Source organism: Bacillus sp. FSL L8-0152 (genome assembly GCF_038006365.1).
GTDB classification, from domain to species: Bacteria; Bacillota; Bacilli; order Bacillales; family Bacillaceae_G; genus Bacillus_A; species Bacillus_A cereus.
Genome location: NZ_JBBOVB010000001.1, coordinates 2994528 through 3008411, shown reverse-complemented (window position 1 = coordinate 3008411; position 13884 = coordinate 2994528). Strand labels below are relative to the sequence as shown.

Sequence of the window (13884 nt, the reverse complement as noted above, 5' to 3'; positions counted from 1 at the left end):
TATTTACCATACAAATAGCCCAACGAGCATAGCACTTAATAAAGAAACAGCCATCCCGCTAACAAGAAGCTTCCAAACATTTTTACCGATGACTGATGATTTTTCTCCGCCAAATAATGAATTGTAAGTTCCGTAAATCATACCTACTGTACTAAAGTTAGCAAAAGAAGCTAGAAATGTCGTTGCAACCGCAACCGTATGCGGTTGTAGCGACTTTAAGTTTGATTTTAAATCCATCATTGCAACAAATTCATTCGTCGTTATTTTGATCCCCATTAATTCAGCTACATACATAGCATCACTGCCTGATAAACCGAGTAAAAATGCAAAAGGACTAAAGATAATGGAGAAGATTTTTTGAATTGTTAACCCCGTTACAAAAAAGCCTAAAATCCCATTTAAACATGCTGTTAAAGCTACATATCCAATTACCATGGCTAAAATAACGATAACCATATTCATCCCGACTAACATACTGTTTGAAATAGTAGAAAAGAAATCCTTTTTTTCATGTTTGGAAGGTGTGTAAACAACGTCTTCTTCTTTCGAAACTTCCACAGGATTTAATACATTGGCTAAAATTAATGCGTTAATACAGTTTAATGGGATTGCACTGAAAATATATGTTGCTGGAACCATTGATAAATAAGCGCCAAGAATGGATCCGCTAACGCTACTCATACTCATAATTCCAAAAGTCAACAAACGATTTTCTTTTAAAACAGATAATTGATCACGAACAACCGCAAGTGCTTCGGTGTTTCCTAAAAACATCATTTGAATCGAAAAGAAACTTTCTAACTTTGGTAAACGAGAAATCTTTGAAATAACTGCACCTACTTTATCAATAATCCAAGTTAAGATTCCAAAATAAGAAAGAATATCAAAGAACGTGATAACAAAAATGATAGGAAGTAACGCGCTAAAGAAGAAATCAATGTGTGGACTGTCCATAGCGGAAGGAAATGCAAATCGAATTCCTTCATTCGCACATGCCAGTAGCCAACTGAAAAATGACGCAATTTTATTAATGATAATACTGCCTAGTTTTGTGCCCAACATAAACCACGTAATAAAAAGCTCCAATATGATGAGGATTACAATTGGTCTCCATTTTATATGTTTTTTATTAGGCGAACATAAGAAAACGATTAATATGACAACGAAAATCCCTAACATATTTAATATGAAATGCATGTCAACCACTCCTTGAGCTTTATTATTTGTATATAAAAAAGCTCTTATTCTTCTTAATTTAGAATGAATGTGGTTTAATTTATATTTTTGTAAATTCTAAAAGAATAGAAGGTAAAATTCGATAAAGATAGAATTTAATGCATAGCAAACAAGGAGGGGATAAAAATGGAGGTCTATCACATAAAGAGTAAAAAGAGGGAAACATACAATGTTCAGGTGAAATATTCGATACTTTTCGAATGTGCACTTGGCATTGCAGCAATTACTCATAAAAGGTTAATTGATACTCTTGAAAAGACTGAAAGTAAATGGAAAGGAATTAGACAATCATTAACAGATGAGATGGAAGAACACTTACAGTTTGTAGAAGAACATAATACGTGGAAAGCATTGCTTCAGTTATTGTATGAAGAGGATTTTCAAGATTTATCGCAGTTTCATGTTAAAATCGATTCACTTTCAGAAGAAGATTTGAAGTATATATGTTTACCGTTTTTAGGAGAGAAGTACCAAGAAAAAAGAACTTTAGCGGCAAGTGGAAACGTAACTGCAATACATGAACTAATGGAACTGACACAAGAACATCAGTTTTTCTCTACGTATATTCGTTTTATATGTGATGTTGATGTCCAAGTGCTGAAATCTCATTTAATTGCTGTTATGACAGGTTGGTATGAGAGTGTAATTAAGAAAGAGGAAGAAGAAATACTTTCTATATTAAAACGAGATTATGAAGCAAAAAATGAAATGAATAAAAAGATGAAGCCGGAAGAGTTTGTCGAATGGACGACTGGCGGAGTGAACTATATGCCAGAGCCAAGTGTTCATCACGTACTTCTTATTCCGCAAATGACGTACAGACCGTGGAATATTGAAGCAGATATTGAAGATACGAAAGTATTTCATTATCCAGTTGCGAATGAAAGCATTCATCCTGAAGATTCGTATGAACCGAATTATTTTTTAGTTCAAAAACATAAGGCTCTTGGGGATGAAGCGAGATTGCGAATTGTAAAAATGTTGTTTGAAAAAGAACGTACTTTACAGGAAATAACGGAAAGATTGCAGCTTGGTAAATCGACAGTACACCATCATTTGAAATTGTTACGTGCAGCGAAGTTAGTTGATATACATGACGGAAAATATGTATTAAGGAAGAAAGCAGTACAGTCGTTAGCAAAAGAATTAGAAGCGTTTTTGAATAGATAATATGCAACAAGAATGTACATAAAGGGAGGAATTTAAGAGAAAAGTTGGTGAGCTATAGTGAAGAGTGTATTGAAAAGTCGTTCTTTCTTTTTTATGTGGATTGGTAGTGCAATCTCAGAATTAGGAGGGGCTTTCGGAACGTTATGTAATTCAATTCTAGTATATGAATTAACAGGATCGGAAATGGCTTTAAGTAGTATGTGGCTATTATATTTCATCCCATCACTCATATTGCAATTAATAAGTGGCCCATTTATTGATAAATGGAGCCGGAAGTGGATTATGATATTTTCACAATGGATACGAGCGTCCATATTTTTATTACCTTTGGTGATGCTAGTGTCGGGTAGTATAGAAGTTTGGCACATTTATGTTGTTCAAATTGTAGTGGGACTTATTACACCACTTTATACACCTGCAAGTCAAGCAATTACACCGAGCATTGTAGGGAAAGAACAACTTCAAGATGCAAATGCGTATATTGATGGGATGACTCGCCTTATGATGTTTCTTGCGCCAGTATTAGGCGGAGTAGTCATTCATTTGATTGGAACAGAACTTACATTATCTTTCGTATGCATATGTTTATTTGTTAGTGGCACTTTCTTATTTTATATAAAAGAAAATAGAACGTCGCAACCTATTCGGAAAACGTGGTTAGAACAATTTCTTCAAGGTTTTACATATTTTTTTAGAAAACCAATCATCGTTTGGCTCGGTATATTTCTTACTTTCGTACAGTTTGGAGTAGGGGTAACGATGGTTACAAATCTTCCATATATAAAAGACGAGCTGTCAGCGGGATATGCAGAGTACGGTTATTTCATGGCAGGTTTTCCACTTGGCTACGTAATTGGCTCAGTATTAGTCGGAAAAGTAACATATAAAAGCCGGCGTATACTTATGCTCGGAGGATTGTTTATAGGGGGACTCACATACATTTCATTAGGATTCAATCATAGTATTATCATTGCAATAATAATTGAAGTAATAGCAGGGATTTGTATTGCATTTTTCAATGTTCATAACACGACAATATGCCAACAAACCGTCCCAAATAATATGATAGGACAAGTATTTTCAGTGCGTTTATTTTTTATACGATCCGCTATGCCATTAGGGGTGTTAGTAGGGGGAATATTGAGTGAAATGTGGGGAGTAAGAGTGCTATATGTAATCATCGGTGCAATTATATGTGTTACATCTTTAATAGGGATGTTACTTCCATATTTCAAATTTTTAGATGAGGCGATAGAAAAGAAATCAGCATAATTCAAAAAATTAAAACTTTACAATTGAAAATAATTATCATAATCAATTATAATAGAAGAATACTAGTATTCGTATAACAAAGAGGGAGTGGGATATATGTTTATCGAAACGAAAACATTTACAGTAAAAGAAGGTACATCAAATATAGTTGTAGAACGTTTCACTGGAGAAGGTATTATTGAAAAATTTGAAGGCTTCATCGATTTAAGTGTTCTCGTGAAAAAAGTAAGACGCGGCGACGAAGAAGTTGTCGTAATGATTCGCTGGGAATCTGAAGAAGCATGGAAAAACTGGGAAACAAGTGAAGAACACTTAGCTGGACATAGAGCGGGCCGTGGTAAACCAAAGCCAGATCATATTATTAATGTGGATCATGCAGTTTATTATGTGAAATCATCGAAATCGGCTTATCAACAGTCGTAATATACAAGCAGAGGATACATGTTGTAGAAGCAATCATGTATCCTCTTTTTTATTACTGGGGGGATGTAAATGATAGGAAATCTTTCATTCATTAAAAAAATGTTCTAGGATATAGAAAAAAATATTAGACTTATAAAGCATAGTCTTAGATGGAACGCTTGAATATCTTGCCTTACATATTTAAGGGTTATGAAAATGAGTCTATATCCCTTCTATTTAAAAGGAGATGAGTACATGAAGCTGAATCATTTAAATTTATGTGTTGATGACTTATCAGAAGCGAGACATTTCTTTGAAACATTTTTTGATTTTCAATTTTTGGAACAAAAAGGGAAAGCACTTGTAGTTATGAGTGATGAGAGTGGATTTATACTTGTGCTAAGTGATCCAAAAGCATTTAAAGGGAATAAGGAAGTTACGTATCCGGAAGCTTTTCATATTGGTTTTTTAGTGGAAACTACAAATGAAGTGGATCAAGCGTATAATCGTTTAGTAGCAGGCGGCATTGAAATAGATAAGGAACCTTATTCGATGCGAGGTAGTAGTTATGGTTTTTATTTTACAGTATTTAATGGCTTATTAATTGAAGTGTCTTGTCTTGATTATAGAGAAGGTAAGAAAATTTCAAAGCTTAATAGTAATCACCAAGAGTAATCATTTGAAGGTGTATATTTAGCCCCTTATCCAGTTTGGAAAGGGGCTTGTTTATTTTATTACCTTATTTATCTTACTATTTGTGGATTGATTATAGTCTCACCTTATTTGTCTATCTGAATTTCAAATTCAAGCACAGCTTGATCTTTCCTAAACGGCATACTGAGTTCTTTAAATCGTAAGCTTATTCCAGACAAATTATCAGGAAGGACAGGAGATATAACGAATTGATGATTCATATGTCCATCGGTGCCGCCACCACCTTCTGACCAGCAATCGTATGTATCATCTATTGATAATTGGAAGAAACTATGAGGCTTATTTTCAATAAAATCTTCATCCGTGGAATCCCAATCGCTATATAAATAAACTACACTAGCATTTGCATATTGCCGAATAAAAGTTACAGTATACATGACGCCATTATGTTCATAAGTTTTAAAAACAGGTACATGTTTTTTGAAGCCAGTTGGTTCAACGCGAGGTTTAAATTCTTCTTCATCCATCATGGAAGAGAATAATGAGTTTAGATAGTCTGGATAAAATTCGTATTGCTTAGCCCATTTATAAATCGCTTCATCATGTGGAAAACCTGGGTCATCACCTGAAAGTTCTTTTCGTTCTTTTAATAGGGCGCAAATTTTTTCATCAATAGAGTATAAGCGTTCATCGTAATGATCGGTAGGACGTTCGAAAGTCATTCTTCGCATAATCATTCCTCCTTTACTTTATTTTAACAAAAAAGACAGACTAATAAATAGTCTGTCTTTTCACATTAATTCTTCACATCATCATAAAGTTCAAGTGCCTCTTTCACATTCAATCCATTTTTCACAATGCCATGTATTGCTTGGATCATCGCAGCTGGGTGCTCGGATTGCCATATGTTTCGGCCCATGTCTACTCCAACTGCTCCTTCTTGCAATGCATTGTACGTAATGTTTAATGCGTCTTCAATTGAATCTAGTTTTGGGCCGCCCGCGATGACGACTGGGGCAGGGCATGTGCTCGTTATTTTTTCGAATCCTTCGCAGTAATACGTTTTAATAATATCAGCACCCATTTCAACACATACGCGGGAAGCAAGTGCTAGAAAGCGAGCTTCACGTTTTTGTAATTCCTTTGCGACTGCGGTAATGCCTAGTACTGGTAGGCCGTAATCATGAGCTTCAGAAACTACATTTGCGAGATTTGTAACAGTTTGTGTTTCATAGTCTGATCCGACAAAAACAGAAACGCCAACGCCAATTGCGTTTTGCTTCACTGCTTCCTTCACAGGTGTAACAATTGTTTCATTCGCTAAATCTTTACCGACGACAGTAGCGCCACCGGATACACGCATAACCATCGGTGTGCTGCAGTTTTCAGGAATGCAGGAGCTAAGTACACCGCGTGTTAAAAAGAGGGAGTCTGTATAAGGAAGTAAGTTTTTAACTGTTTCAAGTGGTTGTTCTAGCCCGTGAATTGGCCCTAAAAAGTAGCCGTGATCTATTGCTAACATAACCGCTCTACCATCAGGTAAAATTGTATTTAATCGATTTTTAAATCCCCAAGTCATTCAAAATCACTCCTTCGTTAATGTTGGATTTTCCGTTTGTACCGTATCTTTATTTGGTAAATGTGGTGACTTTATAAAAACAGCTTTAAAAGGTTTGTCAGAATGGTTAATTAGATAGTGAGATTCATGAGGGCGAACTTGCAGGACATCACCTTGTTTAATCGGAACTCTTTCGTTATTTACATAGAAGTCTATTTCACCTTCTAACGCATAAAAAACTTCTTCACACGTTGTATGGTAATGATTTTGAAACTCTTGCCCAGGCTGAATGACAACAAGACCAAGATCAATATTCGGGCCTTGTATTAAATATTTCGGCCCGTTATCACCGAAGCGATAGGAGAAATCATTTTCATTCGCTTTTAACATACAGTTCACTCCTTTATGTAAATGAGTTACAGTGCACCTGGCGCAATCCACATATGTGTTGTAAGTCCTTTATCAGCTAAAGCGAGCTGACTGCTATACACGGTTTTCCATGTTTCATAGAATTCCTTGTATAGCTCGTGATTTTCAGTGATTGGTTCAAATATATTTTCCCACTGTACAAATTGTTCGGCAGTCTCTTCCATAGATGTATATATGCCAGCGCCAACTCCAGCAGCAATTGCAGTTCCTAAAGCAGCTGCTTCTTTCACAACGGGTACTTTTATAGGAATGCCGAGTACGTCTGATAGAATTTGTGGCCATAGTTTCCCTTTAGCGGCACCGCCAGCAAAAATGACTTCAGAAGGGAATGTACCAGTAAGATTTTCAATTAGTTTTAAGTTTCCAAGTGTAACGAAGGCCGCATTTTCTTCAATAGCACGGAACATTTCTTTTTTTCCGCATTTGTCAGCGTCTAAACTTAAATTTAAGAATGAAGGTGCGGCATGACGCCAAGAAATGTAGTTCATAACGTTTGAAAAAGTAGGGATAATACCATATGAACCGACAGGTACGTCTTTCGCTTGTTCTTCTAATAATTCATAAGCGTCTAAACCGAGTTTTTCAGCGAGCTTTTTTTCTTCTTGGCAAAAAGCGTCTCGAAACCAACGCATAACGAGGCCAGGGAAAAAGGCAATCGTTTCATATTGCCAAAGGTTCGGAACGACGTGACAATTTACTCGAATTTCCGCATTTGGATCCGTTGTTGACTCTGTAATATTCACTTCCTGTTGCCAAAAGCTGCCGCCGCATATTAAAGTTTGATTTGGTTTTACGACTCCAGTCCCGAGTGCTGCCATTTGAGCATCACCGCCGCCAGCGACGACAGGAATTCCTTCAAGTAAACCAGTTAGTGCTGCACACTCTTTTGTAACATTACCAATCACAGTGCCAGCTTCATTTACTTTTGGTGAAAATGGCAAAGATATACCACACTCTTTAGCGACATTGTTATCCCAATTTCTATTTTGTAAATCAAAGATTCCAGACGTACAACCGTTGGAAGGATCGATTTGCAGTACGCCGCTTAATTTATACAAAATCCAATCATTTAACATCGTAAAGGAGTGAATATTGTTGTAGACGTCTGGTTCATGTTTTTTAATCCAAAGTAGACGTGGTAAAGCACCCAATGAAAAAGTTTGCCCAGATTTTCTGTATAAATCTTCTTCAAGATGTGAGCGGATTTCTTTTAGCTCACTAACTTCAGCGGATGCACGGCCATCAACATTTGCACATGCCCATATTTCTTGCCCATTTTTATCATATAAAACAAAACCTTCTCGCATACTTGTAGCGCTAATAGCTTGAATAGAAGAGGGAAGTATATTACTTTTTTGCAGAACTTCTTTCGTACACTGTTGTACAAGTTGCCAGTTTTCTTTTACATCAAAATTCATAGAACCGGGGTAACGAGGATCAGTTTTATGAACCCATTCCTTTTGGCTTACTGCAATTTGATTGCCATGTAAATCAAAAAGAACAGCTCGAATGCTTCCTGTACCAGCATCGAAAGCTAATAAAGTAGACATTAAGAATCACCTTCCTTTCTTAATAAGGAGAGCGCAGTTTCTTCATCAGTAATTAATGTATGAATAAATTTCCCTTTTAAAGCCCCATAAATGGCATCTATCTTTTGTGTACCTCCAGCCACACCAATGACATGCTTCATGTTGCGAAGAATCATAAGTGGTGTGCCAATTAGACGATTATGATGCGAGAGCTCTAATAACTCACCATTCGTATTATAAAACTGTCCTAAAATATCGCCCGCCCCGTTTTGACTTCGAATATATGTCATTTCACGTAGCGTTAATTTTTCTTCTTTTACAATTGTAGCGTCTTGAGATAACCCGCCAATACCGACAACTGCTGTATGTGCAAGTGAAGCGACATGAAGCATATCTTTCACACTTGGTTCTGATAAAATACTTCGTGCCATTTCAGTAGAAGATGCTAGAAAAGGAGTAGGAATAATATGAAGATCACCTTGCATGTAGTGTAAATAGTTTTGTTTTCTTGAAAGATAGTGGTTTACTCCGCCTGTTAGCGTTACGAATGAAAGATTAATAGAACTTTCAAAATGAATGTTTTCTAGCATTTTACTTATCGTTTCACCCCAGCCGATGCCGAGTAAATCACCTTGTTGGAGATGAGTCTCTAAATATTGTGCAGCGGCTTTTCCGAGAGAAGTAGCATAATTGTTTATTGGAGTAGGGATAATGAAAGTATCTTTTAAGTGGAACTTTTTCATTAAGTCACGTTCAATGCTCAAGCAATGCAAACCGGTTCCTTTTACGTGAAATGTAACGATACCTTCACTGCGTGCCTTATCTAATAACCGGACGACTTTATTTCTTGAAATATGAAGAAGTGAAGCAATCTCTTGTTGTGTTAATTGATCTTTATAATAGTACCAGGCTACTTTAGTTAATAAATTTTCTTCAAAGTTCAGCTGTGACATACTCTTCATCCCTTTCAACAATTGACCAATGCTTAAACATATGTTTCACATATTTTGTTTATTCCAGTTGAAACGATTAATAGTACATTGAAAAAAGTGTTCTAGATATGAAAAAAGGAATATACAATGCTACAAAACAAGTAGAACAAATAATCATTTTCTCAAAAAATGTTCTGGGTAAAGGCAGGTGACATCATGTGGAGAATGTGCCCTTATTACAAGTGAAGAAAATGAGTAAGGCGTTTTCGAATCAACTTGTGCTAAAGGAAGTGAACTTACAAGTAGAGCATGGTGATATATACGCTTTAGTTGGTGGAAATGGCGCCGGGAAATCGACATTAATGAAAATATTAACGGGGTTATATTCGTATGATAGTGGAGAAATGTATGTGAAAGGAAAGAGACAGCAGTTTGCAAATCCAAAAGAAGCACACCAAGAAGGGATTTATTTAATACCACAAGAACCGCTCATTTTTCCTCATATGACCATTGAAGAAAATATATGTATTGGATTAGAGGGGAATAGAAAGAAACTAAAAGTAAAAGTTCAGCAATTAATTAACAGTTTAAGTTGGGATATTGACCTTAATGAACAGGGAGGATCGTTATCCATTGCGCAGCAACAGTTAGTAGAAATCATTAGAGGATTAATACGAGACGCTGAGATTCTTATTTTAGATGAGCCAACATCGACATTAACAACTCATGAAATTAAGAGTCTTTTTGTGCTGATGAAAAGCTTGCAAGAAAAAGGAATTGGGATGATTTATATTACGCATCGTTTTCCAGAAATCTTTGAAATTGCAAACAAAGTAGCAATACTACGTGATGGAATGGTTGTAAGCCAAGGTGATGTATGTGACTATACATATGACATGCTGATGGAAGGACTATTGCCAAAAGGATATAAACAGAAAGAGAAAATAGAAGTAGTTCAAGAGACAGCAAAGACGAAAAAAATATTAGAAGTGGTTGATATAAATGGTCACGGATTCGAAAATATATCATTCACTGTACATGCGGGTGAGGTTGTAGGTGTTGCTGGCATTATAGGATCTGGCAGAACGGAATTAGCAGAAGCGATATTTGGATTGAAAACTATAAAATCAGGGTCTATCTTATTGGGTGGAAAATCAATTGATACGTGTTCTTTGCATAAAAGGCTAGACGAAGGACTAGTTTATGTGCCAGAGGATAGGGCGAGGAATGGAATTTTCTCAATTGCTTCTGTTAAAGAAAATATTGCAGCAGCAAGTTTATATCAAAATAATCGCTTTTTTATAAATCAAGAAAAAGAAAGCGCTTTAGTTAATTCGTTTATAGAACAGTTCCGAATTGTTGTACAGAATATGAATAAAGAACTGGCATCTTTATCAGGAGGTAATCAGCAGAAGGTCGTGCTTGCGAAGTATCTTGCATGTAATCCTAAAATTATTATTCTTGATGAGCCGACTCGCGGAATTGATGCGAAAGCAAGGCTTGAAGTGTATGAGACGATAAAAAAAATGAAAAGGGAAGGACTCGCAATTTTATTAATCTCTTCAGATGTTGAAGAAATTGTCCAATTAGTAAACCGTGTATATGTAATGAGAAATGGGCGATTTGTTTCTCATATGGAAAAAGAACAACTGAGTGTGAATGAAGTTACACGCCTTGCATACGGAGGTGTAGCGGAATGAAACATATGTTAAAAATGCATGAAACGTCTATCATACTGTTACTACTAATTTATATAGCTATTGTAGGAATGATAAACCCTAGTTTTATTCAATTTAACTCGTTATCTTTACTGATGAAATCAAGCGTTATTTTAGTCGTGCTAGCAATCGGTCAATCGTTCGTCTTATTTACGAAAAATATAGATGTATCAGTTGGTTCAAGCATGGGATTAAGTGCAGCAGTTTGCGGAATGATGTTAACGAATGGGTATAGTGCATTCTTGTCGATATTTGTAGCTATTATACTTGGGGCCATTATCGGTTTCGTAAATGGTATTGGAGTTGCGAAGTTTCGGGTACCAGCCATTATTATGACATTAGGCATGTTAGGAATTGTTAGAGGTGCAATGTTAATTTTCACAGGCGGGAAGTGGATTGAAGATATTCCAAACGATTTTAAGCAGCTGTCATCTATCATCATTCTTGGTTTACCTATAACTGTATGGTTCGTTCTTATTATTTTACTACTACTATACTTCTTTTTAAGAAAAGTGCCATTGGGAAGATACTTTTATGCGGTAGGTGATAATGAAGATGGCGCGAGGCTTATTGGTATACCTGTTAATAAAGTGAAGATATATGCGTTTATGATTTCAGGCATAAGCGCTGCGCTCGCTGGTTGCATATTTGTTATGAATATCGGGTTCGTTCCAAATCAAACTGGTACAGGAATGGAACTACAGGTGATTGCAGCTGCTGTGCTAGGAGGAATTCATCTAAAAGGAGGAACAGGTTCTATATTTGGAGCTGCACTAGGAGCATTGTTTTTAGAAGTGATAAGCAGTTCACTTATCTTTTTAAAAATACCAGCATTTTGGAATAATGCTATTTCAGGTTTTTTACTATTACTTATTATCATATTAGATAGCGTCATGAAGAAGTGGAAAGCAGAAAGGAGAATGAATCTATGAAGTATTTTTACAGATGGGAAGGTGTGTTAATCATATTACTTCTTATAGAATTCATTCTCTTTAGTTTTATAAACAGCAATTTCTTAAATATTAGTAATCTCCTTTTTAGTACAAATGATTTTCTATTCATAGCAATCGCGGCAATTCCAATGACTTTCGTTATTGTAACAGGAGGAATTGACGTATCTGTAGGATCAATTATGGGGCTAACCTCGATTTTAATTGGTGTGTTTTGGATGAATGGAATTCATATTTTACTAGCAGTAATAATGGCACTTATAGTCAGTTGCTTAGCAGGAGCTTTAAATGGGCTTATTATAAAATTGACAGATGTAGAACCACTAGTCGTTACACTCGGAACGATGTTTTTATACGGAGGAATTGCACTCGTCATTTCAGGAGGGGCAGGTGCTTCTGGATATGAAGGGATAAGCGGCTTACCTGATACTTATGTACAACTAGCAAATGGTAGTTTTATAGGAATACCCAATTTATTATGGCTACTTATTTTATTAACAATTGTATGCACGATTTTGTTTCACCGAACGATATATGGGCGCCACGTAAAATTAACAGGCGCGAATGAAAATGCAGCAAAATACACCGGGATTAAGACGAAGAAAGTAGTAATCATTGCTTACATACTTTCTGGGTTAGGAGGTGGATTAGGAGGAGCTTTCTTAACTGCATATTTCGGTTCTGCACGTGCTGATATAGGAAGCGAAACAATATTACCAATTATTACAGCAGTTGTATTAGGCGGGACACTTATTACAGGTGGAAAAGGAAGTATTTTCGGTACTGTACTGGCGAGTATTTTCATTGGGCTCATGCAGTATGGCTTGCAAATGACGGGTTTAACAAATGAACAATCCAATGTAGTAATAGGTATTATCCTTATTCTTTCAGTTATTATGAGACATTTCAAATTACATCAATTTTTAGCGGGGAAAAGACAGAGTTTGCATAAGGGGGAAATGTCATGAAGAGAAAACTAGGGATTGTATTGATTGTATGTATTTGTTTAATCGGTTTAATTGCGTGTTCTAGCCAAACGGCAGATAAGAAAAAGGCTGATGATGTGAAATTTGCATTTATTCCGAAATTAACAGGAGTTGGTTTCTTCACATCGGGAGGTGAAGGAGCAAAGGAGATGGGAGAGAAGCTAGGCGTACAAGTGAAATATGATGGGCCGTCTGAAGCGAGTGTATCAGGGCAAGTAAAGTATATAAATAATTTTATTAACCAAAACTATGATGCACTTATGGTTTCCTCTACATCAGTTGATGGTTTATCGCAATCACTACAACGTGCTAAGAAAAAAGGAATGACCGTCTTAACATGGGATTCTGATGTGAATCCGAAAGATCGTTCTTTTTATATAAGCCAAGGAACACCAGACCAACTTGCTAACTTATTAATAGAAATGACTTCTAAGCAAATTGGAGATAAAGGAAAAGTAGCATTCTTTTATTCTAGCCCGACAGTAACGGATCAAAACCAATGGGTAACGAAAGCGAAAGAAATTATTAAAAAGAAATATCCGAACTGGGAAATTGTAACGACGCAGTACGGTGAAAATAATGCACAAAAATCTTTATCCGTAGGGGAGAACATATTAAAAACGTATCCAGATATTAACGCAGTTATTTGTCCAGATGCAACAGCACTCCCAGCAATGGCGCAGGCAGCTGAAAACTTAAAAATGGATAAAAAAGTAGTGGTAACTGGATTTTCTACACCGAACGTTATGCGTGATTATGTAAAACGAGGAACAGTACAACAATTTGGTTTATGGGATGTAAAACAACAAGGTGCTCTCGCAACGTATGTAGCAAATGAAATTGTTGTAAAAGGGAAGAAGTTAAAAGTAGGGGATAGCTTCGAAGTAAAAGGAATTGGAAAAGTGAAAGTAGAGCCAAACTCCATTCAAGGATATGATTATGAGGCAGAAGGGAACGGAATTATCGTATTACCAGAACGAGTTGTATTTACGAAAGATAATATTGATAAGTATAATTTTTAGTAGACAAAAAAACGTCCGAATATATT

Annotated in this window: 14 protein-coding genes; 8 read left to right on the top strand and 6 right to left on the bottom strand. The window is 36.1% G+C overall.

Annotated features, from left to right (window positions below):
- Positions 1 to 3: 3 nt before the first annotated feature.
- Positions 4 to 1197: a NupC/NupG family nucleoside CNT transporter gene (locus tag MHH27_RS15190; RefSeq protein WP_000545482.1), complete on the bottom strand. Its 1194-nt coding sequence runs from the start codon at positions 1195 to 1197 to the stop codon at positions 4 to 6.
- 165 nt (positions 1198 to 1362) lie between these two features.
- Between MHH27_RS15190 and MHH27_RS15185 the strand changes: the two genes are divergently transcribed.
- The 4 genes from MHH27_RS15185 (at position 1363) to MHH27_RS15170 (ending at position 4755) form a co-directional block, all read left to right on the top strand.
- Positions 1363 to 2406 carry an ArsR/SmtB family transcription factor gene (locus tag MHH27_RS15185; RefSeq protein ID WP_340943174.1) on the top strand — a complete coding sequence of 348 codons (1044 nt, stop codon included), beginning with the start codon at positions 1363 to 1365 and terminating at the stop codon, positions 2404 to 2406.
- Between the two features lie 57 nt (positions 2407 to 2463).
- The gene (locus MHH27_RS15180; protein ID WP_000843855.1) at positions 2464 to 3678 is read left to right on the top strand and encodes an MFS transporter; all 1215 of its coding nucleotides are present in this window, start codon (positions 2464 to 2466) and stop codon (positions 3676 to 3678) included.
- A 96-nt stretch (positions 3679 to 3774) separates the two neighbouring features.
- Positions 3775 to 4101, top strand: coding sequence for a heme-degrading monooxygenase HmoA (gene hmoA, locus MHH27_RS15175; RefSeq protein ID WP_000469498.1), 327 nt, complete (start codon positions 3775 to 3777; stop codon positions 4099 to 4101).
- Positions 4102 to 4335: 234 nt separating this feature from the next.
- Positions 4336 to 4755, top strand: a complete 420-nt coding sequence (locus MHH27_RS15170) for a VOC family protein (RefSeq protein ID WP_000773089.1) — start codon at positions 4336 to 4338, stop codon at positions 4753 to 4755.
- Between the two features lie 104 nt (positions 4756 to 4859).
- On the opposite strand, the gene MHH27_RS15165 is transcribed toward MHH27_RS15170, so the two are convergent.
- From MHH27_RS15165 to MHH27_RS15145, 5 genes are all read right to left on the bottom strand, one after another.
- The gene (locus tag MHH27_RS15165) at positions 4860 to 5465 is read right to left on the bottom strand and encodes a hypothetical protein (protein ID WP_001253822.1); all 606 of its coding nucleotides are present in this window, start codon (positions 5463 to 5465) and stop codon (positions 4860 to 4862) included.
- 65 nt (positions 5466 to 5530) lie between these two features.
- A complete protein-coding gene (gene lsrF / locus MHH27_RS15160; RefSeq protein WP_340943171.1) occupies positions 5531 to 6313 on the bottom strand; it encodes a 3-hydroxy-5-phosphonooxypentane-2,4-dione thiolase in 783 nt (260 codons plus the stop codon).
- Positions 6314 to 6319: 6 nt separating this feature from the next.
- Positions 6320 to 6682 carry a cupin domain-containing protein gene (locus tag MHH27_RS15155; RefSeq protein ID WP_000909986.1) on the bottom strand — a complete coding sequence of 121 codons (363 nt, stop codon included), beginning with the start codon at positions 6680 to 6682 and terminating at the stop codon, positions 6320 to 6322.
- A gap of 26 nt (positions 6683 to 6708) precedes the next feature.
- Entirely contained in the window at positions 6709 to 8271 is a 1563-nt protein-coding gene (gene lsrK / locus MHH27_RS15150) for an autoinducer-2 kinase (protein WP_000105703.1), read from the bottom strand.
- Positions 8271 to 9221, bottom strand: coding sequence for a sugar-binding transcriptional regulator (locus tag MHH27_RS15145; RefSeq protein ID WP_140337052.1), 951 nt, complete (start codon positions 9219 to 9221; stop codon positions 8271 to 8273). The genes lsrK and MHH27_RS15145 overlap by 1 nt, the downstream gene beginning before the upstream one ends.
- 179 nt (positions 9222 to 9400) lie before the next feature.
- Here MHH27_RS15145 and MHH27_RS15140 point away from each other — a divergent pair, with 179 nt between their 5' ends.
- Genes MHH27_RS15140 through lsrB form a run of 4 tightly spaced genes read left to right on the top strand, consistent with a single transcriptional unit; the run spans position 9401 to position 13858 of the window.
- Positions 9401 to 10882 (top strand): sugar ABC transporter ATP-binding protein, encoded by a 1482-nt coding sequence (locus tag MHH27_RS15140; protein ID WP_000432626.1) that lies wholly within the window; start codon positions 9401 to 9403, stop codon positions 10880 to 10882.
- Complete coding sequence (locus MHH27_RS15135) at positions 10879 to 11832, top strand: ABC transporter permease subunit (RefSeq protein ID WP_340943161.1); 954 nt, start codon at positions 10879 to 10881, stop codon at positions 11830 to 11832. Before MHH27_RS15140 ends, MHH27_RS15135 begins: the two co-directional genes overlap by 4 nt.
- A complete protein-coding gene (locus tag MHH27_RS15130; protein WP_000873530.1) occupies positions 11829 to 12818 on the top strand; it encodes an ABC transporter permease in 990 nt (329 codons plus the stop codon). Before MHH27_RS15135 ends, MHH27_RS15130 begins: the two co-directional genes overlap by 4 nt.
- Positions 12815 to 13858, top strand: a complete 1044-nt coding sequence (lsrB, locus tag MHH27_RS15125; RefSeq protein WP_000823656.1) for an autoinducer 2 ABC transporter substrate-binding protein LsrB — start codon at positions 12815 to 12817, stop codon at positions 13856 to 13858. Before MHH27_RS15130 ends, lsrB begins: the two co-directional genes overlap by 4 nt.
- Positions 13859 to 13884 lie beyond the last annotated feature (26 nt).

Excerpts from the sequence above, each read along its gene's own strand:
- MHH27_RS15190 (WP_000545482.1), bottom strand. The coding sequence starts at position 1,197 with ATGCATTTCATATTAAATATGTTAGGGATTTTCGTTGTCATATTAATC.
- MHH27_RS15185 (WP_340943174.1), top strand. The coding sequence starts at position 1,363 with ATGGAGGTCTATCACATAAAGAGTAAAAAGAGGGAAACATACAATGTT.
- hmoA (WP_000469498.1), top strand. The coding sequence starts at position 3,775 with ATGTTTATCGAAACGAAAACATTTACAGTAAAAGAAGGTACATCAAAT.
- MHH27_RS15170 (WP_000773089.1), top strand. The coding sequence starts at position 4,336 with ATGAAGCTGAATCATTTAAATTTATGTGTTGATGACTTATCAGAAGCG.
- MHH27_RS15165 (WP_001253822.1), bottom strand. The coding sequence starts at position 5,465 with ATGCGAAGAATGACTTTCGAACGTCCTACCGATCATTACGATGAACGC.
- lsrF (WP_340943171.1), bottom strand. The coding sequence starts at position 6,313 with ATGACTTGGGGATTTAAAAATCGATTAAATACAATTTTACCTGATGGT.
- MHH27_RS15155 (WP_000909986.1), bottom strand. The coding sequence starts at position 6,682 with ATGTTAAAAGCGAATGAAAATGATTTCTCCTATCGCTTCGGTGATAAC.
- lsrK (WP_000105703.1), bottom strand. The coding sequence starts at position 8,271 with ATGTCTACTTTATTAGCTTTCGATGCTGGTACAGGAAGCATTCGAGCT.
- MHH27_RS15135 (WP_340943161.1), top strand. The coding sequence starts at position 10,879 with ATGAAACATATGTTAAAAATGCATGAAACGTCTATCATACTGTTACTA.
- MHH27_RS15130 (WP_000873530.1), top strand. The coding sequence starts at position 11,829 with ATGAAGTATTTTTACAGATGGGAAGGTGTGTTAATCATATTACTTCTT.
- lsrB (WP_000823656.1), top strand. The coding sequence starts at position 12,815 with ATGAAGAGAAAACTAGGGATTGTATTGATTGTATGTATTTGTTTAATC.